At 41.3% G+C, this 22,722-nt stretch carries 29 protein-coding genes, 1 tRNA gene and 1 pseudogene; 13 read left to right on the top strand and 18 right to left on the bottom strand.

The genetic code is table 11. The annotated features are described in order from the left end of the window. The coding region (locus V7K32_RS07970; RefSeq protein ID WP_334991909.1) for a zinc ribbon domain-containing protein at positions 1 to 336 on the top strand (336 nt) is incomplete at its 5' end. A 25-nt stretch (positions 337 to 361) separates the two neighbouring features. On the opposite strand, the gene V7K32_RS07965 is transcribed toward V7K32_RS07970, so the two are convergent. Then, positions 362 to 1,330, bottom strand: a complete 969-nt coding sequence (locus V7K32_RS07965; RefSeq protein WP_334991907.1) for a LysR substrate-binding domain-containing protein — start codon at positions 1,328 to 1,330, stop codon at positions 362 to 364. Positions 1,331 to 1,544: 214 nt separating this feature from the next. Between V7K32_RS07965 and V7K32_RS07960 the strand changes: the two genes are divergently transcribed. The 4 genes from V7K32_RS07960 (at position 1,545) to V7K32_RS07945 (ending at position 3,782) form a co-directional block, all read left to right on the top strand. Next, a complete protein-coding gene (locus V7K32_RS07960) occupies positions 1,545 to 2,255 on the top strand; it encodes a cadmium resistance transporter (RefSeq protein WP_334991905.1) in 711 nt (236 codons plus the stop codon). A gap of 79 nt (positions 2,256 to 2,334) precedes the next feature. Next, positions 2,335 to 2,985: a hypothetical protein gene (locus V7K32_RS07955; RefSeq protein WP_334991903.1), complete on the top strand. Its 651-nt coding sequence runs from the start codon at positions 2,335 to 2,337 to the stop codon at positions 2,983 to 2,985. Between the two features lie 103 nt (positions 2,986 to 3,088). Further along, complete coding sequence (locus V7K32_RS07950; protein ID WP_334991901.1) at positions 3,089 to 3,388, top strand: hypothetical protein; 300 nt, start codon at positions 3,089 to 3,091, stop codon at positions 3,386 to 3,388. Then, complete coding sequence (locus V7K32_RS07945) at positions 3,354 to 3,782, top strand: YidH family protein (protein WP_334991899.1); 429 nt, start codon at positions 3,354 to 3,356, stop codon at positions 3,780 to 3,782. The genes V7K32_RS07950 and V7K32_RS07945 overlap by 35 nt, the downstream gene beginning before the upstream one ends. A gap of 169 nt (positions 3,783 to 3,951) precedes the next feature. Here the strand turns inward: V7K32_RS07945 and V7K32_RS07940 are convergent, their stop codons facing one another. The 12 genes and pseudogenes from V7K32_RS07940 to V7K32_RS07890 form a co-directional block, all read right to left on the bottom strand. Then, positions 3,952 to 4,671, bottom strand: coding sequence for a class I SAM-dependent methyltransferase (locus V7K32_RS07940; protein ID WP_334991897.1), 720 nt, complete (start codon positions 4,669 to 4,671; stop codon positions 3,952 to 3,954). Positions 4,672 to 5,095: 424 nt separating this feature from the next. Further along, entirely contained in the window at positions 5,096 to 5,413 is a 318-nt protein-coding gene (locus tag V7K32_RS07935; RefSeq protein WP_334991895.1) for a DMT family transporter, read from the bottom strand. A 369-nt stretch (positions 5,414 to 5,782) separates the two neighbouring features. Next, positions 5,783 to 6,082 carry a ferredoxin gene (locus V7K32_RS07930; RefSeq protein WP_334991893.1) on the bottom strand — a complete coding sequence of 100 codons (300 nt, stop codon included), beginning with the start codon at positions 6,080 to 6,082 and terminating at the stop codon, positions 5,783 to 5,785. Between the two features lie 178 nt (positions 6,083 to 6,260). Further along, positions 6,261 to 6,593, bottom strand: a pseudogene (locus tag V7K32_RS07925) (RNA-guided endonuclease TnpB family protein); the annotation flags it as partial. 107 nt (positions 6,594 to 6,700) lie between these two features. Continuing rightward, on the bottom strand, positions 6,701 to 7,621 hold the full coding sequence (gene ylqF / locus V7K32_RS07920) for a ribosome biogenesis GTPase YlqF (protein ID WP_334991891.1): 921 nt from the start codon (positions 7,619 to 7,621) through the stop codon (positions 6,701 to 6,703). A gap of 79 nt (positions 7,622 to 7,700) precedes the next feature. After that, complete coding sequence (locus V7K32_RS07915; RefSeq protein ID WP_334991889.1) at positions 7,701 to 8,084, bottom strand: VOC family protein; 384 nt, start codon at positions 8,082 to 8,084, stop codon at positions 7,701 to 7,703. Positions 8,085 to 8,199: 115 nt separating this feature from the next. Continuing rightward, the gene (locus tag V7K32_RS07910) at positions 8,200 to 8,439 is read right to left on the bottom strand and encodes a hypothetical protein (RefSeq protein WP_334991888.1); all 240 of its coding nucleotides are present in this window, start codon (positions 8,437 to 8,439) and stop codon (positions 8,200 to 8,202) included. Positions 8,440 to 8,617: 178 nt separating this feature from the next. Next, positions 8,618 to 8,872: a DUF2281 domain-containing protein gene (locus V7K32_RS07905; protein WP_334991886.1), complete on the bottom strand. Its 255-nt coding sequence runs from the start codon at positions 8,870 to 8,872 to the stop codon at positions 8,618 to 8,620. Between the two features lie 33 nt (positions 8,873 to 8,905). Next, the gene (locus tag V7K32_RS07900) at positions 8,906 to 9,073 is read right to left on the bottom strand and encodes a hypothetical protein (protein ID WP_334991884.1); all 168 of its coding nucleotides are present in this window, start codon (positions 9,071 to 9,073) and stop codon (positions 8,906 to 8,908) included. Positions 9,074 to 9,078: 5 nt separating this feature from the next. Further along, on the bottom strand, positions 9,079 to 9,228 hold the full coding sequence (locus tag V7K32_RS28685; protein WP_442938706.1) for an N-6 DNA methylase: 150 nt from the start codon (positions 9,226 to 9,228) through the stop codon (positions 9,079 to 9,081). Positions 9,229 to 9,439: 211 nt separating this feature from the next. Beyond that, a tRNA-Arg gene (locus V7K32_RS07895) sits at positions 9,440 to 9,512 on the bottom strand. 66 nt (positions 9,513 to 9,578) lie between these two features. Further along, positions 9,579 to 10,784, bottom strand: a complete 1,206-nt coding sequence (locus tag V7K32_RS07890; RefSeq protein WP_334991913.1) for a murein hydrolase activator EnvC family protein — start codon at positions 10,782 to 10,784, stop codon at positions 9,579 to 9,581. A gap of 159 nt (positions 10,785 to 10,943) precedes the next feature. On the opposite strand from V7K32_RS07890, the gene V7K32_RS07885 reads away from it, so the two are divergent. Together V7K32_RS07885 and V7K32_RS07880 are read left to right on the top strand one after the other, a co-directional pair. After that, entirely contained in the window at positions 10,944 to 11,288 is a 345-nt protein-coding gene (locus V7K32_RS07885) for a hypothetical protein (protein ID WP_334991882.1), read from the top strand. Positions 11,289 to 11,438: 150 nt separating this feature from the next. Next, the gene (locus V7K32_RS07880; RefSeq protein ID WP_334991880.1) at positions 11,439 to 13,055 is read left to right on the top strand and encodes an NAD(P)H-hydrate dehydratase; all 1,617 of its coding nucleotides are present in this window, start codon (positions 11,439 to 11,441) and stop codon (positions 13,053 to 13,055) included. A gap of 995 nt (positions 13,056 to 14,050) precedes the next feature. On the opposite strand, the gene V7K32_RS07875 is transcribed toward V7K32_RS07880, so the two are convergent. Further along, on the bottom strand, positions 14,051 to 14,287 hold the full coding sequence (locus V7K32_RS07875) for a hypothetical protein (protein WP_334991878.1): 237 nt from the start codon (positions 14,285 to 14,287) through the stop codon (positions 14,051 to 14,053). A gap of 211 nt (positions 14,288 to 14,498) precedes the next feature. On the opposite strand from V7K32_RS07875, the gene V7K32_RS07870 reads away from it, so the two are divergent. After that, entirely contained in the window at positions 14,499 to 14,867 is a 369-nt protein-coding gene (locus tag V7K32_RS07870) for a Dethiobiotin synthetase (protein WP_334878954.1), read from the top strand. 340 nt (positions 14,868 to 15,207) lie between these two features. Here V7K32_RS07870 and V7K32_RS07865 read toward each other — a convergent pair whose 3' ends face one another. Beyond that, positions 15,208 to 15,819: a hypothetical protein gene (locus V7K32_RS07865; RefSeq protein WP_334991911.1), complete on the bottom strand. Its 612-nt coding sequence runs from the start codon at positions 15,817 to 15,819 to the stop codon at positions 15,208 to 15,210. A 251-nt stretch (positions 15,820 to 16,070) separates the two neighbouring features. Here V7K32_RS07865 and V7K32_RS07860 point away from each other — a divergent pair, with 251 nt between their 5' ends. Next, a complete protein-coding gene (locus V7K32_RS07860) occupies positions 16,071 to 16,364 on the top strand; it encodes a hypothetical protein (protein ID WP_334991876.1) in 294 nt (97 codons plus the stop codon). 53 nt (positions 16,365 to 16,417) lie between these two features. On the opposite strand, the gene V7K32_RS07855 is transcribed toward V7K32_RS07860, so the two are convergent. Both V7K32_RS07855 and V7K32_RS07850 read right to left on the bottom strand, forming a co-directional pair. Next, positions 16,418 to 16,804 (bottom strand): hypothetical protein, encoded by a 387-nt coding sequence (locus V7K32_RS07855; RefSeq protein ID WP_334991874.1) that lies wholly within the window; start codon positions 16,802 to 16,804, stop codon positions 16,418 to 16,420. 185 nt (positions 16,805 to 16,989) lie between these two features. After that, positions 16,990 to 17,241, bottom strand: coding sequence for a hypothetical protein (locus V7K32_RS07850; RefSeq protein WP_334991872.1), 252 nt, complete (start codon positions 17,239 to 17,241; stop codon positions 16,990 to 16,992). A 56-nt stretch (positions 17,242 to 17,297) separates the two neighbouring features. Between V7K32_RS07850 and V7K32_RS07845 the strand changes: the two genes are divergently transcribed. Further along, on the top strand, positions 17,298 to 19,196 hold the full coding sequence (locus V7K32_RS07845; RefSeq protein WP_334991870.1) for a chloride channel protein: 1,899 nt from the start codon (positions 17,298 to 17,300) through the stop codon (positions 19,194 to 19,196). Between the two features lie 232 nt (positions 19,197 to 19,428). Here V7K32_RS07845 and V7K32_RS07840 read toward each other — a convergent pair whose 3' ends face one another. Further along, positions 19,429 to 19,842: an AbrB family transcriptional regulator gene (locus V7K32_RS07840; RefSeq protein WP_229554449.1), complete on the bottom strand. Its 414-nt coding sequence runs from the start codon at positions 19,840 to 19,842 to the stop codon at positions 19,429 to 19,431. 419 nt (positions 19,843 to 20,261) lie between these two features. On the opposite strand from V7K32_RS07840, the gene V7K32_RS07835 reads away from it, so the two are divergent. From V7K32_RS07835 to pyrR, 3 genes are all read left to right on the top strand, one after another. Continuing rightward, the gene (locus V7K32_RS07835; RefSeq protein WP_334991867.1) at positions 20,262 to 20,702 is read left to right on the top strand and encodes an Rrf2 family transcriptional regulator; all 441 of its coding nucleotides are present in this window, start codon (positions 20,262 to 20,264) and stop codon (positions 20,700 to 20,702) included. A 277-nt stretch (positions 20,703 to 20,979) separates the two neighbouring features. Next, positions 20,980 to 21,951, top strand: a complete 972-nt coding sequence (gene cbiB / locus V7K32_RS07830; protein ID WP_334991865.1) for an adenosylcobinamide-phosphate synthase CbiB — start codon at positions 20,980 to 20,982, stop codon at positions 21,949 to 21,951. 89 nt (positions 21,952 to 22,040) lie between these two features. Continuing rightward, positions 22,041 to 22,577: a bifunctional pyr operon transcriptional regulator/uracil phosphoribosyltransferase PyrR gene (gene pyrR, locus V7K32_RS07825; protein ID WP_109008636.1), complete on the top strand. Its 537-nt coding sequence runs from the start codon at positions 22,041 to 22,043 to the stop codon at positions 22,575 to 22,577. Positions 22,578 to 22,722 lie beyond the last annotated feature (145 nt).

Genomic DNA, 22,722 nt, shown 5'->3' with positions numbered 1-22,722 from the left:
GCCTATAAGCTAGAACGCAGAGGTGGAAAGTTGGTTGAGATTGATAGATGGTTCCCTAGTTCTAAGCTTTGCTCTAATTGCTTCTATCAAGTAGGTGAGATGCCGTTGGATATCCGTGAGTGGACTTGTCCTCATTGCAATACTCATCATGATAGGGATGGAAACGCAGCAGCAAATATTAGAGCCGAAGGCATCAGAATGATAAAGGCGGAAGGTTCAGCCGTCTCTGCTGTAGGAGGAGAGGTAAGACCAAAACTAGGGCGAAAGGCAAAGTTGCGGCACTCGCCTGTGAGTACAGAAGCCCCAACTTCAACCGTACTCGGTAAGTTGGGGTAGTTCACATAACTGATTTTGATATATGTTAATGCGAGCCATCTAACATAGACGATATCAACATTTGTTCAAAAACTTTGGAAAGAGCAGTTTGAAAACGTTGACGATGCTTTAGTTTGAAAAAAGGTCGAACTATTTCTGCGTAGGCGTAGCCCGCCGTATGCATCGTACCTTTACCCTCTCTATTATCAATCACGCGAATTGCCCGCAGAGTTCCCAACTGTATTTCTTTTTTTACCATCAACTCAGAAATTCCAATTGCACCGACACCTTCTTCTATCGCTGCTTTTGTCATCTCTCCACTGTTAAACACTAAAATCACATCCAGTTCACTGAGATTGATTCCCCAATTTAGTAGGGCTTCCTCAAACCTTTGCTGGGTTCCAGAACCTGGTTCTCGCATCACCCAAAGGGTTTGAGTCAATTGGGTTAAGTCAATTTCTCCCCACTCAAACCAAGGATGTTTTTGACCTACTACAATTTGTAAGCGATCGCTTCCTACTATTTCGTACTCTAAAGTACTCTGAAGCGCTGGCTTCACATCTCCTTCTACCAAACCCAAATCAAACTGTCCTGTCGCCGTTCCGACACAAATCTCTTCTGTATTGGCAAGGCTACAGTTAATCTGGATACCGGGATATCGGCTTTTAAACTCACTAATCTTACTTGGTAGCCAGTAGTTACCAATTGTCAGACTTGATCCTAATTTCAACTCACCCCGTTGCAGATTGTTCAATTCTCGCAATCCCCTTTCAGTCAAGGAAACTTGATCGAGAATTTTCTGTGCTTCCACTTGCAATAATTTACCAGCCTCAGCTATCTCGATATGCCGGCCAATCCGATGGAACAGCTTCACACCGTATTCTTGCTCTAAGTTGTGGATTGCTGCACTGACGGCAGGTTGTGTAATATAAAGCTCCTCTGCTGCGCGAGTAAAGTGTAAATGCTGCGCCACAGCCATAAAAATTTTTAGCTGCTCAAGCGTCATTCCTGCCATTTATGGTATCCCTACAACTTGGTGTCAAATTTTTAATCACTTTCATTTATCATTTTGACAAACAAAAGCATTTGATTCTATCGGTCAGTTTGACTAAAGTATAAATCAAAGCTTTCTACCTAGTCATTAGTCATTGGTCATTGGTCATTTGTCCTTTGTAAATGACCAATGCCCCCTGGCCAATTACCAAGCATGAAAATAAGGACTTTCACAAATGAGCGATTTTGTAACTGCAATTACCACAGGGATTACCGCATTCACTGCCACCAACATTGATGATATTGTCATTCTGACGTTGCTTTTTTCACAAATAAATAAAACATTCCGCAGTCGTCACATTCTTGGTGGTCAGTATCTCGGATTTGCTGCATTGATCGTTGCTAGCCTTCCCGGTTTCTTCGGTGGACTCATCATACCGCAGGACTGGATTAGACTACTTGGTTTAATGCCAATAATCATTGGTGTGAGTAGTTTACTAAAACGCGAAGAGGATTCACCAGAGGAAGCTGAAGAAGAAACCGAGCCATCTTGTCCTTCTGTAATTAGCAGTTTTTTATCTCCGCAAACATGCAATGTAGCTGCGATCGCCTTTGCGAATGGTAGTGATAATATCAGCGTATACGTACCCCTGTTTGCCAGTTCGGAATTAGATAGTCTGCTAGTGATACTAAGTGTATTTTTTACAATGGTGGCTGTCTGGTGTTATACCGCTTATAAGTTAACTTATTTGCCTGCGATCGCTAACTTTTTAACAGAGAATGGCAATACTTTTGTGCCTTGTATATTGATTGGACTAGGTATATTTATTGTTACAGAAAATGTTAGTTGGACTCTTTTATCTGTAGTTTCTAGTTATATATTTTCATTAATTTTAGGTTTCAATAATCAGTCGTCGAGTCAAGAACAAGAAAAACTAAGTGTCTAAAAACAGGTGCATAATGAAATTTCTTATCAACATGAATTCAAAACTGCAAAAAGTATTACCCATCAACAGGAATCAAAACATGAAAATCTGGAAATCTCTGCTAATTGTCTTGATCGTTTTGGTGAATCTCGCCTTTGCTCAACCTTCTTTTGCTGATAGACCAAAGTTTAGCAAAAACCCTGACTATATCGAAGTTACTAAAGCTCTGAAAGAACTCTCTCAGACAAAAGATGCCCAAACTCAAGTTGAAGGTCTGACTCCAGAAGAAATTCGAAAGAGAACCGAAGAATTAACACTGCAAAAATATGCTTTAGAGACGGGAATCAACTGGGGTCAATGCGACAACCAAACAGGTAATACCGTAGGTGTATATGGCAAAAGACCAAATAAAGAAGAAGATGAAGATGCCCTATACGACAATAATCTGTATTTTTTAGCGAATGGTCAGTCCACTGAAAACAACTGGGATTGTGATGGCATCTATCTAGCGAATGATGTCAAGGTAGCAAATTTCACTTCTAGTCCTAATGGGCAAGGTCAAGAATTGCTAGGGCCGGCTGCACTAAAAATACTTGATGGAACTCAGTTGGTAATTAAAACAAATCCAGATACTGCTGCGATTGACTTGAATGTTCCGACTGTGAAAGTTCTTAACAGCAAAACGGCTAACTGGTTTATCCCAGATATATCGCAGGCTATCATAAATACACGAGTTCCTAATGCGCCGTAAGGATTCAGTCTTAAAACAGAACTGCATAATCTATTTTTAATTTATTGTTCTCAATTTCAACAGGATAACAGCCAAAATCAGAGATAAAACAGGACACGCACTAGTGAAAAACCTCTCTGATCTTGGCTGTTTTATTAATTACACTTTATTACTTACACTTATTCTCTACCATCAATTACGAATTATTCACTCAGGCTTGTTTTATTTAGATATCTGCATTAAAATAAATTTTGAAAAAAATGTACAATCACAACAGGTATATTTCATTAGGGTAAATATTGCGCTGGGTGCAAGTCATCTGGAAGGAGATTTGCTATTACCTCCGCATATTTTTAATCAGAGCCGCTTTGGGGATAAGGGTGTTATTGATGCAGTTAAAATTGAAACCTACAGAAGAAGATAAAGATAAAAAAAAGCCAGGACGACTGAATCCGTCCCGAATCCGAGATCACTTGGCAAATGAGCGTACCTACCTCGCTTGGATGCGGACAGGAATTGCTCTTTTAGGTTTTGGTGTCGTCATCGTGCGTTTGCGTGCTTTCCAAGTACCTTTAATACCCCGTCCTGGCACAGGCTGGAAGTTAGGTTTAGTCTTCTCGCTGGTGGGTTTGATTACGGTGTGGCTATCAACAGCACACTATTTCGCAGTCCGTCGTGATATCGAAGAAGATACTTATGAACCGACAGACCGTTGGGTACTGCTGTTCAGTCTCGCCGTGATGATTCTCGGCGCTGGGGTAATCTATTTTGTTTTTACAACTTCTTTAGATCCCATGAGTCCACTTATCCCTGAGTGATGGTAAGTAGGTAGGCATAATTAAACATACAATAAAATCCGAGTTCGTAGTGAGCGATTCATCGCTCATAGGAAGGTTTATCAAAACTAAAGTCCTGACCCAATGGGTGACGCTTGTACCTGGCTAACTCACTACAAACTTTAATTTATTTACGCCTAGCTACTTATTTTTAAAACCGCACTTTGTATAACTCGAATAATTCGCCTGATTTGCGGGTTACGACTTTAGCACCAGCTGCTTTAATGGTTTTTTCCCACTCAGCTACAGGCTCTAAAAACACCTCAGCCCCTAAATAAGTTTCCAAAACTGCCCAATCTTCTGCTAAAGGCTGTTCTGGATTGAGAACGTCAAACACAAAATGTCCACCTGGTTTTAATACTCGCTTGACTTCTGCTAGTACAGCATTCCAGTATTCGAGGGGAAAATAGCAGCTAAATCCTGTGGCGATCGCAATATCAAACTGCTCTGGTGAATAGTTTAACTGATGGGCTGCTCCCAATTCAACACCTTTGAACAGCTTAGAATTCAACTGTGGCCCACGAGAATTAAGGGTATCGCGGGCCACATTACTGATTTCTTGCCCATGAAAAAATGCTTGCCAATCCCGCCAAGGATAGATTAAAAAGCTGATACCACAGCCAATATCTATACAGTGCTGGTTTTTTTGAGGTTTAGCAACTTCCCAAAAAGGGGAAGCAATTCTTCCTGAGAAACTACCTCCAATCCACTCACGGAATATCGGCATCGCCTGTACTTCTGCTGGGAGTTCAAAGGTTTCACGTTGATACTCTCGGTTAAAACGATAGGCTACTTGCACTAATTTTTCTTGCCAGTCGCTTGAGTGATGGGCGGCAAAAAGATTTTGTAACTGTGCGGGCTTTTTAGACATTAGGTTTTTGTAGTGCTTTCTAAGGATTGTATTCAAATTAGCTTTGCAATCGCTCCCTTATCCAATCTCCTGTGAGGGTTTGTCCGACTTCGTAGCTGTAGCCAACATCCCAAAAACTGATAATGTAATGAGTGCGATGAGCTAAACACTGGTTCATAAACTGGCTTATTTTACGGCTATTGTAGCCATCATAAACATATTTTTAGGGATTGTAATTAAAATCACTTTCTATATAAATTCCAGTAACATCTCCAGTATTGGTTTGACCAATGACATATATACATTCACGATTCCAAAAACTACATCCGATGATTCTTAAATCGGAAAGATTTTGTGTTAAAAATTTATTTAATTTTTGATATTAATAAATTTAATGATTGTAAATAAATTCAATTTTCACATAAACTCCAATTACTATCCCCCGTCAACTTGCATTTATGCCTATTACCCCCATGATAATTAAGGCGATGGAAATGAGTTTGATGAGTGTGGCAGATTCCTGAAACCAGATAATACCAATAATAGCAATTAAGATAGTTCCCAATCCAGCCCAGACAGAATAAGCCACACTCACTTCAAGTTTTTTGAGAGCAAGGGTCAAACAAGTAAAACAAAGTCCATAAAAGACAGCTATTAATATGGAAGGCCCTATTTTAGTAAATCCTTCTGATAACTTCATGCAAGTTGTGCCTGAAACTTCAAAGAGGATTGCGGCGATAAGGTAAATCCAACTTGTAGACATATCTGTTATCAGCATTTTGTGAGGAATATTTTATTATCTTATCTCTGTTAAATTAAAAAATCCAACAGGAAAAATTATTATCATTATTCGCATGAATCTAATAAATAGTTGTAGGATACGCTACGCATTGTAAGCTTTAAGCGTAAGGGTATAGGTGACACTTACACCCCGTTAACTAAATAAAAGCGCTCCCTTTTTGGAGAGCGCTTTTTCGCCTAAATTACTCAGCCTATACAGATTTATTAGGAAAGTGCAAAATTTTAAATCTTTTATAGGGTGTTATACACCACCCCAGATTTTAGGTGCGCTAGCAGGAATATTATAACGCACCCTACAAAAATTGCTCTTGATTAAATCCACATTTCTTAGTTAACCGTTAAGGGCTTCTTCTTGATGGGTTTCGATTACACAATCAGAAGTGGGCTTGGCAACGCAGGTAAGAACCCATCCTTCGTCCATTTGATCGTTGTCTAAGAAGTTCTGATCTGATTGGTCAACTGTACCTGAAATCAGCTTACCAGTGCAGGTAGAGCAAGAACCAGCGTTACAAGAATAGGGCAAGTCAAGCTCATATTCCTCGTTAGCGATTTCTAGGATGTACTCATCATCAGGAACGTCAATTACTTGTTCGCCTTCTGGGGTACGTAATGTGACCTTATAAGTTGCCATGTAACAATTCCTAACTCATATAAACTCCATATTCGATACTACGGGTTTATGTGCTGCTAGTCTAGAGTTTATTGTGGTTGACTGAAATAGATTCTCAAGCGATTAGTGGGGCTAGTTTACATATACCAAAAGCTTCAGACCAAAATCACACAGAAAAAAATGTTGCTTCGGCGTAGCCCGTCGTAGATTCAGCGGAACGGTTATCTTTCTGGAACTTAGGGAAACCTTTGAGTCCAGCTACTTTTTTCTTGCAGTTGTCATAAAACCTAGAGATCGCAGCCCAAGCACGTTCAGCGGCGGACTGACGCGCCATCGAATTAAGTTCGTTAGCAAACGGAAACTCAGCCGCTAGAATCGCACATTGTTTACTCAAGTCGTACTTGCTGACATAAGGATTATCCAGCCAAAAGCGGATACATTTATTCCGAATGAACTGCACAGTCCGAATCGCATCGTCAATCGCGGCGAACTGGATAGGTTTTGCGTATGCTTTGAACTCAAAAACTAGCATCGGATCTATTAGTCTTACGCTGACTTTTATAGCTTAAATCATGGAAACATTCAAGGAATTTCATTGGTTAAAAGGCGGTAGGTGGCTAAAGCCACTCGTGTCGTCTTTCATCCCTGCTCTGAAGAGACAGGGCTTTCAGACTTCCCGCCATCTTCTGGTAATTCCAAACTAATTTCACCTAACAAACCCTTGCGAAAATCTGTTAAAAGTTGTCTTGCAGCTCGCTCTATATCACCTTTGTAACGATGCTCCGCCAAGGCGTGCAAATAGGTATCTCCGGTGTCTGATGTCGAATCGAGTTGGTAACGGGACTGTAATGATTTCTTCGGTAATAAATCTGCGGCTACAGCTGACAAATAGTTGAGTAAATCCACTAGGGCTGCTGCTACTAGCTGGTTATCGTAAGAAGCTTCACCGATATCATCGCAAATGGCTAATTTTAATGCTGCATCTTGGTCTTCCAATCTTAGAGGGATGACACCAGGAGCATCTAGCAATTCCAAATGTTCGGAAATTCGCACCCAGCGTAGTTGGCGAGTTACCCCAGGACGGGCTGCACTTTCTACTACTCGCCGTCCCAACAAGCGGTTAATCAAAGCTGATTTACCGACATTGGGAAAACCAATCACCACAGCTCGCACTGGACGCGGTAACATGCCGCGATCGCTTCTTCTTTTATTGAGTTCTACCCCAGCTGCTTGCGCTGCTTGCGCCACTTCTGCTATACCTTTACCATGTTGAGCGTTGGTAAAATAAGGGACTTCCCCTTGACGTTTAAACCAATCTATCCACAGCGATCGCATTTGCGGCGTAATCATATCTACTCGGTTCAGTACCAACACCCGTGTCTTACCCTCCACCCACTCACCTATTTGGGGATGGTGAGTCGCTAAGGGAATCCGCGCGTCTCGTACCTCAAACACCACATCTACGCGCTTTAGCTGTTCTTTGAGCTTCCTTTCAGCTTTCGCAATATGACCTGGATACCATTGAATCAGGTTTAATCTATAATTTTGAGTTATAGCCATTTGTCCTTTGTCCTTTGTTATTTTTCCTTTGTTATTTGTCTTTTGTTATTTGTCCTTTGTCTTTGCAAATGACAAATGACTAATGACTCTTTTTACCAGCTTGATGTAGAATTATACGATTGCCATCAGGGTCATAGGAATAAATTTCTCTACCGTGGGAAGCAATAGAAATGTCTCCTGGTGGGGGATAGCCTAAAGCTGTTAGGTGAGCGATCGCATCTTCTAAGTTACTCACCTCTAAGCACAAACTTATCTTACTTTTGGCGCTGGCTTCAAATTCCGATTCGTTTGTGTTCTTTGGTTGAAAAATACCTAAACGCATACTAACCAAATTAAACTCAGCATAGACATTCGCAATCAAAATAACTGGCTTTTGCTCCAGCAATTTAGTATAGAAATTCACTAAATTCTCGCAATTAACCGATGCTATGGTGACAAATGCGTTAATATACTGGAAAACCATATTTGCCTTTCGCCTTTTAAACTTTTAAGTTACATAGCATACACAGGCAAAATGTCAAGCTTAGAGGATGTTTTAAAAGTGATTGGCTGTAATTTTAGGTACTTATATCTCCCTTTTATATCCCATCAGCAATAATCAAATCCATCATCTCATTCTTATTCTTTCGATAAACCTGAAAATCACTATCTAGCGTCAAGACACAACTCCCCACAATTAACTCACTCATTCTTACCAAACACGCATCAGCTAAACACATCGGCACATTCTGATACCGCTTCAGCAACTCTCTAACCGTTGCTATTTCATCACTGAGACGAAAAGAGATTTGAATTAAGCCAGAATCTAGTAAAGACATAACCGCATCCTCTCCGCCATAAAAATCTCGCAATATAAAACACGTCTCAGTAATTACTGCTTCGCAAGTAAAATTGGCGGTTCAATCTTTTTCCATTCATTAACTGCCCAATCATGCGAATTTTCCCGATTATTGAGAAATGCGACTAAGGGGCCTGTATCTAGAAGTACCTTTTTTCTCATTTCCAACCGAAGCCTTCTAAATACTTCTTATTGGTAGCTAGATCCCCAGGACCTCCATCAACACAGCCAGCAAACTCTTTTGCCGCTTCATAGGCGGAAATAGGTTCTTTCTCTTCTTTGTGCTGTACATCCTGCTTTTGTGATTTAAAATGTAAAAATTCAATAAAATTTAATACCTCCTGCTGCTTCTCAGGAGATAATTTTTTAAATTCATCAATTATCATTTGTTCCTTATCAATTGCTTGAGTCATTATCGTATCCTCCTGAAAAAATCAATCCAAAATCTAAAATGTCAAATTAGCAAGCACCTCAGCTAAATCTTTATCCGCCCATTCCCTCTCTTGTCTTGCTACCGCCAAATCTGTCAAAATATGCGCGATCGCACGATGCACAACTTTATCGCTAACATCTACAAACTGCGAAGGGCTAAGATTATAATCCGCTTGTCTCAACTCTTCTATTCTTCATAAGCATCTGTGCTGTAGTTGTCCTGATTCCATATCGAATTAGCAACCACATAATCAAAGCGCACCACCTTCTTGTCAACCTGAAATTTAGGTTGCCTGAATGTATTGCCAATCTCAAATTGAAGTTTAGTATAAATTATATTAAAAATATATTTTCTAGTAAGTTATTAGGGATTATTATAGACATAATCTATCAATGAATTATAATCCCAAATTATATTAAGAAGTCTAACTTATAATTTTTTGTATTCCAGCTATCCGTTGCCATTATTTTTCGTCGGATAAATTGGGTTTATCTGGCGAGAGAAAATGACCTCTCGATTTTGTGTTTAGTCTTATAAAACAAAGTAACGAGCGCGGAGGGATTTGAACCCCCGACCCACAGAACCGGAATCTGTTGCTCTATCCACTGAGCTACGCGCCCTTAGTCTTACACATTATAGCACGTCTGTGATAAAATTTGCAGCCTAGAGAAACTTGGTTTATAAGTTCAAAGATAATTAGCTGGGTCTACCGGTGTACCATTGCGGCGGACTTCAAAGTGGAGGTGAGGTCCAGTTGAGAAACCTGTAGAACCGACAGCAGCGATCGCTTGTCCGCGTTCGACTGCTTGTCCTTCGGAAACATACAACTCGCTGGTATGTCCGTAGAGTGTAGTTATACCATTACCGTGGTCGATAATTACAGCTCTGCCATAACCACCATACCACCCAGCAAAAATTACTCTGCCCGAATCGGCTGCCCGAATTGTACTACCATAGCTAGCGGCAAAATCCAACCCGGCATGAAAGCGACGATAGCCAAGGATTGGGTGTATCCGCCAGCCGAAGGGACTGCTAGTAGCAGCATCGCTAGGATATGCCATTACACCAGTTCCCCGAATGATTACACTTGTCCTGCTGTTGGTTTTTGCTTGCGCTTCTTCTGTTGCTCTAGCTTCTGCTACCTTTTGTTGAATCAAGACTTCCAGATTTTTGGATTCCCTCTCTAGCTGGTTTTGCGCTGCTTCCAAGGCTAGGCGATCGCTATTGAGGCGTTGAATCAATTCTGATTGTGACTGCGCCTGAGTTTGATAATCGGATTTTTGTGCTAATAATTGCTCACGAATCAAGGCAATTTCGTTTTTTTGCTGTTCTACGTCCGTTTTTTGTTTATTTATGAGCTTTGCTTGGGCGTTGAGTTTTACCAAAATTTGTTCGTCTGCCTGATACACTAACTTCAACTGATGACGACGGCTGAAAAAGTCGCTGATATTTTCACTTTCGAGCAAAACAGCCCACCCAACAGAAGCAGGCGATCGCTGGAGATAACGCAATCGTGCTACTGTTGCTATTTGCCGCTCCTGATATGAACGTTCCGCTACAGCTAAATCAGTTTCCAACTGATCGAGGCGTTGGGTGGCGAGTTGTAATCGTGATTCGCTCTCTTGAATATAGCTATCTGTAGTTTGCAGATTTTGCTTTAAACCAGTCAGGTGTTTTTGAGCCTCTTGTTGGAGATTTGTTAAGCGATCGCGATCGTTAACCACACCCTGACGCTGCTGGTCCATTTGTTGCTGCTGTTGTCGCAAATTATCAATAGAACCTGTGGAGGTTGCGTGCGTTGGAATTAATGTCAAATAAATCCATAAAATGCAGGAAAATGCAATAGATAAACAGCCAAAAATCTGCTTTTTTCCTATAAATCGCGCTCTCATAGCGTGCAGCCCAGCCAAAACGATGCTTTCAAACACTATGAGGATTATTCCCAAAATCTGATTCACCCACTCCAACGCATGATTAAATTGTCTGCCAAGTTGTAACACAAAGATTCCAGCTATGTCAGCATTAAGCAGATATATCAGCCGATGAGATGCATGAACACACGTATAGCAATTCTCTTAATTACTTTGGTTTTTCCAGGTTTGGCGGTGGTGGGAGTGTCGTTATATTGGTTTAATCTCGATTATGCAGCTCTGATCAAAGCTGAAAGGTATGTACAAAACCTGGTAGAGGCGGGAAAAGTTAATGATAGACAGTTAGAGTATGCCTATCATCGCACCTACATTCATCGCATCAATGTATTTGCCGATGGGACTTGGGGATTACTGGGAGGTGTAATTGCAGCGCTAGGTATACATGGATTAGTTACGATTAGGGATTTGCGAGAAATAAATTATCTAACCACAGAGGCGCAGAGAACACAGAGAGAGGAGAAATAGAGAGAATTTTTGCGTCAGTTTTGGGATATTTTTTATTTGGAAAGTCCCTTAAAATATGATTGTGTGAATCTGCTAAAGTTTCAGGGTAATTGAAACTCATAACTTAGCACTGGCTCAACCATAGCTATCCGCTAACAGGAATTAGGACTGATGCAGAACAGGCAAGAAAAAATTTCGCAAGTGGTAGTGACTGCTGGGCAGATGCACGATATTGAAGATCGGATCTTTGCAGCAGGAATGCCTGTAGTCGCTTTGATGGAAAAGGTGGCGGGATTAATTGCTCGTCGCATTCAAGAGATCCCCCTAACTCCCCTTAAAAAGATTTACTCTGTTCCTTCAAACACCCCCTTTTTAAAAGGTTTAAAAGGATCGCCGCAGGCGGGGGGATCTCGTGTTGGAATTCTTGTCGGCCCAGGTCATAATGGCGGGGATGCTTTAGTAGTAGCCCGTGAATTACAGTTTCGCGGGTATGAGGTTTGGATTTATTCTCCTTTCTCTAAGCTTAAAGAATTAACTTCGCAGCACTTGCAGTATGCTCAGAGTTTGGGCATTCCAATTTATCAAACGATTGAGCAACTGCCAGATTCTGATTTGTTGATTGATGGCTTGTTTGGGTTTGGTTTAGAAAGAAACCTCACCGATCCCATCGCTTCTGCAATTAATCAGTTAAATGAATTATCTGTGCCGATTTATAGTATTGATTTACCTTCAGGTTTACACACTGACACTGGCGTTGTATTAGGAACTGCGATTCGCGCGACTCACACTTTTTGCTTGGGTTTATGGAAGCTAGCTTTTTTTCAAGATCAGGCGCTGGAATATTTCGGCAAAGCTGAGTTAATCGATTTTGATATTCCTTTAGCTGATGTGGAAGCTGTTCTAAAAGATGCACCCAAGATTAAACGTATTACACCACCAACGGCACTTGCTAATTTACCCTTACCCCGTCCACCAGTCACCCATAAATATAAGGAAGGACATTTATTGCTGATTTGCGGTTCGCGCCGATATGCAGGTGGAGCAATTTTAACTGCTTTGGGTGCTAGGGCTAGTGGTGTGGGAATGCTTTCGATCGCTGTACCCGAATCGCTGAAATCTCTTTTGGTGTCACACTTGCCAGAAGCGCTAATTGTCGGTTGTCCAGAGACGGAAACTGGAGCGATCGCCCACTTACAATTACCCGAAAAAACCGATCTGAGTTCTTTTAATGCGATCACTTGTGGCCCCGGTTTAACACGAGATGCCACTCCCATTGTCCAAGAAGTCATAGAAAGCGATCGCCCTCTAATTCTCGATGCCGATGGTTTAAATATCTTGGCACAAATGGGAGCGATCGCCACATTAAAAAAACGTCTTGCTGTAACCGTACTCACACCCCACACTGGCGAATTTGAGCGATTGTTTCCTGATGTCCCCCATGCCAAACATGATCGGGTGCAAGCAGTACGGGAAGCGGCAGCCCAAAGTGAGGCGATAGTATTGTTAAAAGGGTCGAGAACTGCGATCGCAAATCCTCAAGGTGATGTTTGGATTGTTCCTGAAAGCACACCAGCCTTAGCACGTGGCGGTAGCGGTGACGTGTTAACTGGGCTACTGGGTGGATTGTTGGCGCAAGCAGCAACTAAACAGATTCCCCTAGAAGATATTGTGGCAACTGCTGCATGGTGGCATTCGCAAGCGGGTATAATAGCCGCCCAGGAGCGTACCGAATTGGGTGTAGATGCGTTTACATTAACACAATATTTGATAAAAGTTCTAAGTAATTAAACGGTTTTTAACTATGACTTTAAAAATCCAGACCCAAAAAGAAAAATTACAGGCAAGCACTAGTTTAAAGACAAATCAAGAAACAGTAAACGAAAAAGTTCTATGTTCTCATTGTCAGCGCACCGTTACGAACGGTATTAAATGTAAAGGCATTTGTGTGGCTGACAATGACTATTAAGCTATGAATTTTATGGCTCATGAATTTCCCAATTTGGATTGGGGTTAACAATTCAAAATTCACCCATTCAAAATTCAAACATTTTAGATATTTCAGACGGGGATTTTAACACCGACTGAAACTGCTGCTACATATAGATTCCAGGTTATTAAACCCTTGAAGTTACGATAAAATTTTTCATTGCCCAAAGTATAGTCTCAGACTAGGGCTATTTCATTCTATACATAAACCGCCTAGAACTAAAGTTCTTTAGCTTTTAGCTAAAGTCCGTTAAAACCGACTAGAACATGAGTCTCAGTCATCTTTAGATGAATGAGTGCTATTAGAGGTTGTTTGAAAAGTCTAATATGTTACTTACCTGGGCGATTATAAATCGCGTCTACATAGACGGAACCAACCTCCGTGGGTTTTAAATTGCTGATTTTGTATTAAGTAGGTAGGCAAGATAAAACCAAACTATGTAACGAAAAGTAAAATCTCTGTATTTGGCTCGTAGTTGCGCCCTCTTGCGCTTTAGCGCAACTACGAGCCAGTGATGATTATTTGCGCCCACTTACTTAGTTTGCGAAGGCGGACGAGAGTTTGTGTAGTAACGTAAAGCCTTCGGCATAGCTTCGTTTAAGGCGTCAGCGGACCGGAGGCTCTATTCTATTCGCCCAAAACTTGTTCATTCATCCTCTTAGACTTAGAATTCATTCTGAGGCGGGCTAGATGAGGATGAAATAGCCCTAGTCTCAGACTGGGAACGAGAGAATCTCTAAAAGCTGTATATTTAACTTTTTAAATCTAGGAAACTCATAATTATTACTTTCCCATATTAGAGAATTTCTGAAATTGCAAACTCATCATTTATAGCAGCAATTTCTCTTGGAATATTTGCCTGATTAACCATAACTTCTAGTTGTTCTTCCGAATTTTTGGCATTAGGCAATTTATCTTTTGTATATTCACTTTCTCGAATTTGTCGAGCAATACTTTCTAGCAGCCAAAGTTGTTCTTCCACAGACAAGGCACGGACGGAGCGCTCAATTTCTAGTAAATTCGGTGATATCATTTTGCTTCTGATTATAAGCGGGACGGATTTTTCAAAGATATTATATTCAGTCTATCTGCAAAAGTATAGAGCATCGCAAATCCCCCATTATTTTCCCCATGTTTATCTTTTCACAAATCATCAGAGATTGCTATAAATAAGTAAAAGCTAGTTTTAGTGACTTTTTAATTAGGTATTCCTGCTGAAGCAAAATGTACGCTAAACTGGCTACATGAATTACGAAACAGCTCGGAAACTGCTCATAGATCAGACAATCACAAGCGAGGAAAACCCAGATGCGCTGTTGACGCGTATGAAACAGGGAAAACCACCGGTACCCGGTCAGATAACCTCGATTTTGTTGGCATTGAAAGTGGTGTTTGAAGCCCTCAAAGATGCAAAGAGCCTAGACCGAGAGCTGGCTTTGACCCTTTATCAGTTAAGCATTAAGGGGCAACAGCTATTTGCCGCAGGGCGTAAAGCCGGGGTTGATTGGCCGCCGCTACTCAAGGAAGATTTACTACGAATTTCCTTAGCATCTGAAAGTATCTTTTCGGGTACATGGCAAACCCCCGCTCCTATAGGGTTGGAGAAGTTGTAGAACATTATTCAGTCATCTTTTAACGAGAAGGGATGAGGGAGCAGGGGAAGCAGGGGAAGCAGGGGAGGCAGGGGAAGCAGGGGAAGCAGGGGAGGCAGGGGAAGCAGGGGAAGCAGGGGAAGCAGGGGAGGCAGGGGAAGCAGGGGAGGCAGGGGAGGCAGGGGAGGCAGGGGAGGCAGGGGAAGAATAATTAATGACTAATGACTAATGACTAATGACTAATGACTAATGACTAATGATTAATGACTAATGACTAATGACCAATGACTAATGACTAATGACTAATGACTAATGACTAATGACTAATGACTAATGACTAATGACCAATGACTAATGACCATTACCGAGTTTGCAGTTCATTTTCTAACTTGTCTAGGTCAGTTTTGAGCAAAATCGTCATTTGACCAGTAAAAGCTTTGCCCGTCTTGGGTTGAGCAATTTCCACCCAATATACATAGCGATCGCCTACTCGTAATTCTCCCTTTAAAGCTTCCTGAATTGGATTTTTGGCAAAACGCGCCGAGTTAACTACCTTTTCGTTGGGATACTGATACACGACTTGGGCGCGATCGTAGTCTTGATAAATCTCTAAGCCATAAATCACCCGCAAAGATTCCTGGAGACGCGTAAATGTCATGCCGTTAATGGCATCATACATGGCAATACGCTCACTCCGAATTGTGCCACGGTCTTTGGAAAACTCTACCCTACCGGGAGGCAATACCGACGCTTGAAAAGTGAATCTTTGAGCAGCAGTATCAGTCTTTTGCACGAACAATTGCTCCCCACTCCTGGGGCGGAGGGTGGGATGTGCTTTAATCCAGCTGCTTACTTCCTCTGTACTTTGCCCTGGTAAAGCATTAACTTTGGAATCAAAAAGCGTTCCCACACACAGCCCGGTTGCAAGAGAAAAAGGTAAAATCAAACAGTTGAGCAGAGATTTTTTGAGCATTTTGCTGTTGAGGACTTTCATGGAAATTTCCCCATTAAAGAGTAACCATAGTCTTCCCGTTTTTCAGCAAGATTATTTCAAGCGTCAACCCAACTTAATACATCAGGGTTCTTAGGGACTGACAAGAAATAAATTATTCCAATAAACGAACCACTCCAGACAAGGCAGCGCGGTCTTGGGGGTTTCCCCCATGAGCGACTGCCGCACAGAGAACGCAGAGAGAAGAAATAGAGAGAGTTTTTGCGTCAGTTTTGGAACATTTTTTTATTTGTCAGTCCCTTACTTATCAGTACATTATCTTACTCCCTGCTTCTGGTGATTTACAAGCGATCGCAGATTATTTCGCGGTAGAAAATATTGAGGTTGGTAAGCGACTTTTATATGTCTTTAATCAAAAATGTCAACAACTCGTCGTTAGCTTTCCCGATATGCGACGACAATACGATGATTTGCGTCCCGTTAGACCAAAAACTCTTTTCAAATTTAATAATGTAAAACCGTGTCCTATTTGGGGCAATAAGACACGGTTTTATAGAAGTATTTAGTTATAATATTACAAAAATCAAAGTAATATTTGATTTATACCAAAGTAATCCATTTATTGAGTGTTGTTTCCTGGTTTATTAACTTTCTCTATTGTGGGAAACCCTTGGTGATCGTAGTTTGTCTTTTGCTGAGTTAAGGCGATCGCACTAAAAAAAATAGCACTTCCTACAGCCAAGGCTACTATAGGACGCTTCAGCAAGACAAAATCTCTGACAATCCTAGCTAAAGGTCGGCTTTGACGACGTAGCGACGAAGCAACCATCAATTGTCTCCAAGTAAACGGATCGCGCACATAATGACCGCTTTGGCAAACTACTAGCCGTTCCTGGCAATTGGGACAGCAAAACAAGCCCATGCGCGTTTTAACTAGTTTGGGCGTATTATTTCTTTGGCAAATTGGGCAAGTAACATAATGATTATCAAAGGTGTGTATATTCATTTACCTCATCCGCCTAGTCCATTTACTCGCTCTATAACAATAGCTATACTGAATTGGGATCGATACTTAGCAGACTTCCAAGTATGGTTTAACATCAGTCATTAATCATACATACATTGTATTACTATCAAGGATGGCTCAATGGTCGCAACACGAGTATAGCTAGATTTAGGCAAGGATGACTCCTAGTTAATATTTGTGGGTGCGTCCACGCAGCCCACAAAAACTTGTCTGTCGTCTTTAGAAAAAATAGCATTGGCACTCGCTCCCACCCCACTAGCCGCACCTACATCTAAACTAGGCATCGCTGACCCTTTAATAATTGTCTCCCATTTAACCATTTTTCCCATAAAAATTTGCACAATGACATTTTTTACTAAATCTTTGTAAATCAAGCAAATAAAGTCTACTTGTCTGGTTGCTAAATAATGGCTCACAATGATAAGTAACAGATAAAAATTTAAATTTTTTCTTACATTTACCACGCCTCTCAATGATCTTGCCTCCCACTCAACTGAGGAAGGTAACGGAACAACCTGCCTTTCCTACACCTTCCGCTCGTTTAGCCTACCTTATTAATCGTTTTCAACCATCCCCAGAAACCATTGTCCTGTTTTTAGCCATGCTCATTGGCGGTGGTACGGGTATGGGTATAGTCACTTTTCACTATTTAATTCAGCTGATTCACAAGTTGATGCTGGAAAATTTAATGGGTCAAATCGGCGTTTGGGGTGCTTGGACTTTAGCGTGCGTTCCCACCCTTGGCGGATTAATCGTTGGCTTAATGCGCTGGCGCACTCAAGATTTTGGCCCTGAACTTTCATCTCTTATCGCCGCCTCTGAGGGAACAGAGATTAGGCGACCACTACGACCAGTTACAAAGATGCTGGCTGCATCTGTTTCTTTGGGGAGCGGTGCTTCTTTGGGACCTGAGGGTCCGAGTGTAGAAATTGGCGCAAATTTTGGGATGTTGTTCTCTGTGATCCTGAATGTATCTCAAGAACGCCAACGTTTGCTTTTAGCTGCTGGCGCTGCGGCTGGACTTGCGGCCGGATTTAATGCTCCTATCGCTGGAGTATTTTTTGCCCTAGAGGTGGTAATGGCGACATCTTTCGCTACTTCTGGTGTGAGTGTGGTGCTGTTAGCGGCGGTGGTAGCAGCATTAATTGCCCAAATTGGTTTGGGGGCACAACCTGCTTTTGATTTACCTGTCTACCAAGTCCGCAGTCCTTTGGAATTACCGCTTTACCTTGGCTTAGGTTTAGGTGCTAGCCTAGTTTCTCTGGCTTATACTCAATCAATTCGTTTATCAAAAGCCTGCTTTGCTGGAAAAGTTCCAGGTTTTGCCTTTTTGGGACAAATTCCTGAGCCGATTCATCCAATAATTGGCGGTGTGATAATTGGCGCAGTTGCTTTGCACTTCCCGCAAATTATGGGCGTGGGTTATGAAACTGTAGAAGCAATGCTTCAGGATGTGGAGTTTCCACTCTACCTGTTAGTGGTGCTGTTGGTGGTGAAGTTAGTGATGACTGCAATTAGTGCCGGTAGTGGTTTCATCGGCGGTTTGTTTGCACCAGCCATGTTTTTAGGTGCTTCTTTTGGATCGGCTTACGCCAAAGTTTTGGCTGTAGCATTCCCGGCTATTTGCGATCAGATGGCGGCTCCTCCAGCTTACGCAATGGTAGGAATGGCAGCTGTGTTGGCTGGTAGTGTTAGAGCGCCGTTAACGTCTATTTTAATGCTGTTTGAATTAACGCGCGACTATCGCATTGTTTTACCGTTGATGGCAGCTGTGGGTTTAAGTGTTTGGCTAGTGGAAAGGATTAAACCAACTTTTAACTCTAACTCTAATTTACAACAAATTGGTCTTTCGGAATTAAAAGATGAACAAGCGGAAATTGTGCAGCAAATTTTGGTAGAAGATGCCATGTATCCGTGTCCAAAAAAGTTACCTGCAACTCTTGGAGTATTAGATGCAGCTGTAGAAATGATCCGCGATCGCGTCCGCAGTGCTTTAGTAATTGATCAAGCAGAGCAATTAGTTGGTATCCTTTCTCTGGAAGATATTAACCGTGCGCTTGCTCTTTGGCAAACTTACTCAAATTCACCAACTGAAATTCCAGATAGTTTATCCAGTCAAACTCTCATAGACATTTGTACTACTGAAATCCTTTATGCTTGGCAAGATGAACTATTATCTGAAGCTTTAGACCGCATGAGTCTTAGAGGTTTGCATCAATTACCAGTGGTAGCACGAGATAAACCCGATCGCATTTTGGGTTTACTAGAAAGAGAGCAAATTGCTTTAACCTGCAATTTAGCAGTTACGCGGAAGGCACTTCTCCATTATTTACCAGTCTTACCAACCACAGATATAGTCATTAGTCATTAGTCATTAGTCAATCAGTTTTGGATTTTGAATTTGCAATTTTAGATTAACTGCACCCACAATGGGATGCAGCTTAAGGATTTTAGATTTGTTCCACCTAGAAAGAGTGGGGTATGAACCAAAAACAATCCAAAATCCAAAATCTTCAAGCCCCATCCGTTTCTCAGTGGGGTCAATCCAAAATCTAAAATCTAAAATCCAAAATATGTTGACTTTGGACTCTTAACTATATTATTTAAGCTGTAGCGTCTATGGCTTCATCATCTTCGCGATCTTCTGGATCTACCTGTTTCAGACGAATGTGCTTTTTGCCTAAAGTGATCAGAAACTCATCTCCTGGTTTCAGATTCATCTGTTTTGTATAAGCTGAACCTATAAGTAAGTTACCATTCGATTGCACACTAATTCTATAGCTAGCACTACGTCCACCACGCCCATTAGCACTGGGTGTACTGTCCAACTGAATGCCTTCAGCATCAATTAGGGCATTTAAGAACTTCATCATATTGACGCGCTCTATACCATTTTTGGTAACGGTATAGTAGCCGCACTTTTTGGCTTTGTCTTCTTTGCTCTCGCTCTCTAGCTCTTTGACTTTTTTGAGCAGTTCTTCACCGAGTAGGGGTTCAATTTTTTTCTGTTTAGGCATCAACTTAGGTCGAAAATGAATGTTTGAAGTGTTGGAATCGATTTTATTTTACCTGACGTTGAGCTAATAGGAACATAATCCTTTAGTTTTTATCTCAACCTAGCCAAGTATATTACACTCAGATGCACAATTGTTATGCCTTTACCAATATTGCCAAGACAATCTATTTTAGAAAATTCTGGCAATGCTGATAACTATATATATAGTTAGTGAATCACTGCTAGACTATACAAGTTTTAAGTTTTCTAAACAGACGCTCGAAAAGTTGTTTACTTGCTGAAGATGATAACAGAGTCAGAGAATGATAAGTAAAACTGATCCTTAGCCATTGATAATTGGTTATTGATCGCTTGTACTGAGCGTTGTCGAAGTATTGGTTATTTACAAATGATAGAGAACAAATAACAAAGCTTGCCAAAATGAAACTAACTACCAGAGGACACTATAGTGTGAAGGCGTTGCTAGATTTGAGTTTACAGCCAAAATATGGCCCTGTATCCGTGAGAGCGATCGCTAAACGCCAAGATATCCCAGCACCTTATCTCGAAAAACTACTAATAGAAATGCGTCGTGCGTCAATAGTTAAATCAATTCGTGGTAGCATCGGCGGATACCAATTGGCAAGAGAGCCTGCACAAATATCTATAGGACAAATTTTAGAAGCAGTTGGCGAGACTAGCCATTTACCCCATCACACCCCAGCACCTGCACAAGCTGAAGATTGGGTAACATTTAGCCTATGGCAGAGACTCAACCAAAAGCTCAAAGAAGCTTTGTACAGTATTACTTTGGCAGACCTTTATTATGATGCTCGCAGCCGGCAAGCTGCCCTTGGAGAAGAAGCTAGTTTTGTGGTTTAGCCAAAAGTCAAACAAATTTGGATTTTAGATTTGCAATTTTGGATTGATGCCCACAAGAGGACTTAGCTCAAGGATTTTAGATTTGCGATCGCGCAGTGTTAGAAGTCCGCATAACCTTACAGGTAAGCAAGCTAGAGAGAGCGTCTTTTAGATTGGTTCCGTCCACAAGCGACGGAACATGAACCAAAAATTATTTTAATCCAAAATCCAAAATCCAAAATCCAAAATCTAAAATTGCTGGCCAATAGTCCAAATATTGACCCTTGACTCGTAACTTATGATCAATAGCATCTATATCTTAATAATTGCTGCACTTTTAGATTACTTAATTGGCGATCCTTGGAATTGGCCTCATCCAGTGCAAGTTATGGGGTGGGTAATTTCTCGCTTGACCAAATTTTCTCTCCAATTGTGTCAAAATTCTCTAACGCAACGCCTAGCTGGAATTTTACTAAGTATTATCCTCATAATTGGTAGTGGACTTGTTGGGTTTTTGATTATTCAAAGTGCTAAATTGGTTCATCCGTTGCTGGGAATTGCAATAGATAGCATTCTTTTGGCTAGTTGTTTTGCTGGCAGAAGTTTACGAGCCGCAGCGATGGCTGTTTTAGAACCTTTAACAGCAGGAGATTTGGAAAAAGCTCGAAAAATTTTAAGTAATTATGTTGGTCGAGATACCCAAAACCTCTCACAACCAGAAATATCCCGAGCCGTTTTAGAAACGGTTGCAGAAAATGCCACTGATGGGGTAATAGCTCCACTTTTTTATGCAATTGTTGGTGTCTTTATGCCACTTGTGGGGCCAACTCCCTTGGCTTTAGCATATAAAGCCAGCAGTACTCTTGATTCAATGGTGGGCTATCGAGAAGCACCCTATACTTATTTTGGATGGTTCTGTGCGCGGTTGGAAGATTGTTTGACTTGGATACCTTGTCGGTTAACAGTTGTGACTCTGGCGCTGTTATCGGGTAAACCGATGGGTGTTTGGCGAATTTGTCGTCGGGATGCAATTAACGATCCTAGTCCCAATTCTGGCTGGAGTGAGTGCGCCTATGCTGCGTTTTTGGGTGTGCAGATGGGGGGTACAAATTGGTATCGTGGGGTAGCTAAGTACAAACCACTACTAGGAGATGCTATTTATCCCATTACTGCAACTTCCATTCAGAATGCTTTGCAGTTGACCCGATATTGTTTTTTGGTATGGTTAGGGATAGCGATCGCAATATTCTTAATACTCCCAAATAGGTAATGATAAATATAAAGTTAGGAGTTAGGAGTTAGGAGTTAAGAATAAAAACTCCTAACTCCTAGCTCATCACTCCTAACTTATCACTCACTATGTCTGCCAAAGTAGTTGAAATTCTCTCATCCGAAGAAATCCGTCGTACCTTGACTCGCCTTGCTTCTCAAATTGTGGAAAGGACGCGTGATTTGTCTCAACTGGTGCTTCTTGGTATTTATACCAGAGGTGCGTTATTAGCCGAATTGTTGGCGCGTCAGATTGAGACGCTAGAAGGTGTAGCCGTGTCAGTCGGCGCCTTAGACATTACATTTTATCGAGATGACCTCGACAAAATTGGATTGCGGACTCCAGCGAAAAGCGAAATTCCTTTTGACCTGACGGGGAAAACGGTTGTACTGGTGGATGATGTGATTTTCAAAGGACGGACGATTCGCGCTGCTTTGAACGCAGTCAACGACTACGGTAGACCAGAGGTGATTCGTTTAGCTGTGTTAGTAGATAGAGGCCATCGAGAATTACCAATCCACCCAGATTTTATTGGCAAAAAGTTACCTACTGCTAAAGAAGAAGTTGTCAAAGTTTACTTACAAAATTATGATGAACGAGATGCAGTGGAGTTAATTAGTCATTAGTCATTGATCATTAGTCCTTTGTCATTTGTCATTTGGAGTTGGGAGACAGAACTATAGAACCCATTTGACATCTAAGAAGGTGCAGCAAGCCTCTTAACCATCAACCGAATAAAACAAAGATTAACCTTGGCAGTCGCATTAGCTA

This window comes from Nostoc sp. (genome assembly GCF_036917635.1).
Lineage (GTDB): Bacteria > Cyanobacteriota > Cyanobacteriia > Cyanobacteriales > Nostocaceae > Nostoc.
The sequence above is the reverse complement of the archived record's forward strand: the minus strand, read 5'-3'. Positions and strand labels throughout refer to the sequence as shown.

What these genes read in the sequence shown, in the direction of transcription:
- V7K32_RS07965 (WP_334991907.1), bottom strand. Translation starts at nt 1,330, where the DNA reads ATGGCAGGAATGACGCTTGAGCAGCTAAAAATTTTTATGGCTGTGGCG.
- V7K32_RS07960 (WP_334991905.1), top strand. Translation starts at nt 1,545, where the DNA reads ATGAGCGATTTTGTAACTGCAATTACCACAGGGATTACCGCATTCACT.
- V7K32_RS07955 (WP_334991903.1), top strand. Translation starts at nt 2,335, where the DNA reads ATGAAAATCTGGAAATCTCTGCTAATTGTCTTGATCGTTTTGGTGAAT.
- V7K32_RS07945 (WP_334991899.1), top strand. Translation starts at nt 3,354, where the DNA reads ATGCAGTTAAAATTGAAACCTACAGAAGAAGATAAAGATAAAAAAAAG.
- V7K32_RS07940 (WP_334991897.1), bottom strand. Translation starts at nt 4,671, where the DNA reads ATGTCTAAAAAGCCCGCACAGTTACAAAATCTTTTTGCCGCCCATCAC.
- V7K32_RS07935 (WP_334991895.1), bottom strand. Translation starts at nt 5,413, where the DNA reads ATGTCTACAAGTTGGATTTACCTTATCGCCGCAATCCTCTTTGAAGTT.
- V7K32_RS07930 (WP_334991893.1), bottom strand. Translation starts at nt 6,082, where the DNA reads ATGGCAACTTATAAGGTCACATTACGTACCCCAGAAGGCGAACAAGTA.
- ylqF (WP_334991891.1), bottom strand. Translation starts at nt 7,621, where the DNA reads ATGGCTATAACTCAAAATTATAGATTAAACCTGATTCAATGGTATCCA.
- V7K32_RS07915 (WP_334991889.1), bottom strand. Translation starts at nt 8,084, where the DNA reads ATGGTTTTCCAGTATATTAACGCATTTGTCACCATAGCATCGGTTAAT.
- V7K32_RS07910 (WP_334991888.1), bottom strand. Translation starts at nt 8,439, where the DNA reads ATGTCTTTACTAGATTCTGGCTTAATTCAAATCTCTTTTCGTCTCAGT.
- V7K32_RS07905 (WP_334991886.1), bottom strand. Translation starts at nt 8,872, where the DNA reads ATGACTCAAGCAATTGATAAGGAACAAATGATAATTGATGAATTTAAA.
- V7K32_RS07890 (WP_334991913.1), bottom strand. Translation starts at nt 10,784, where the DNA reads ATGAGAGCGCGATTTATAGGAAAAAAGCAGATTTTTGGCTGTTTATCT.
- V7K32_RS07885 (WP_334991882.1), top strand. Translation starts at nt 10,944, where the DNA reads ATGAACACACGTATAGCAATTCTCTTAATTACTTTGGTTTTTCCAGGT.
- V7K32_RS07880 (WP_334991880.1), top strand. Translation starts at nt 11,439, where the DNA reads ATGCAGAACAGGCAAGAAAAAATTTCGCAAGTGGTAGTGACTGCTGGG.
- V7K32_RS07875 (WP_334991878.1), bottom strand. Translation starts at nt 14,287, where the DNA reads ATGATATCACCGAATTTACTAGAAATTGAGCGCTCCGTCCGTGCCTTG.
- V7K32_RS07870 (WP_334878954.1), top strand. Translation starts at nt 14,499, where the DNA reads ATGAATTACGAAACAGCTCGGAAACTGCTCATAGATCAGACAATCACA.
- V7K32_RS07865 (WP_334991911.1), bottom strand. Translation starts at nt 15,819, where the DNA reads ATGCTCAAAAAATCTCTGCTCAACTGTTTGATTTTACCTTTTTCTCTT.
- V7K32_RS07855 (WP_334991874.1), bottom strand. Translation starts at nt 16,804, where the DNA reads ATGAATATACACACCTTTGATAATCATTATGTTACTTGCCCAATTTGC.
- V7K32_RS07845 (WP_334991870.1), top strand. Translation starts at nt 17,298, where the DNA reads ATGATCTTGCCTCCCACTCAACTGAGGAAGGTAACGGAACAACCTGCC.
- V7K32_RS07840 (WP_229554449.1), bottom strand. Translation starts at nt 19,842, where the DNA reads ATGCCTAAACAGAAAAAAATTGAACCCCTACTCGGTGAAGAACTGCTC.
- V7K32_RS07835 (WP_334991867.1), top strand. Translation starts at nt 20,262, where the DNA reads ATGAAACTAACTACCAGAGGACACTATAGTGTGAAGGCGTTGCTAGAT.
- cbiB (WP_334991865.1), top strand. Translation starts at nt 20,980, where the DNA reads ATGATCAATAGCATCTATATCTTAATAATTGCTGCACTTTTAGATTAC.
- pyrR (WP_109008636.1), top strand. Translation starts at nt 22,041, where the DNA reads ATGTCTGCCAAAGTAGTTGAAATTCTCTCATCCGAAGAAATCCGTCGT.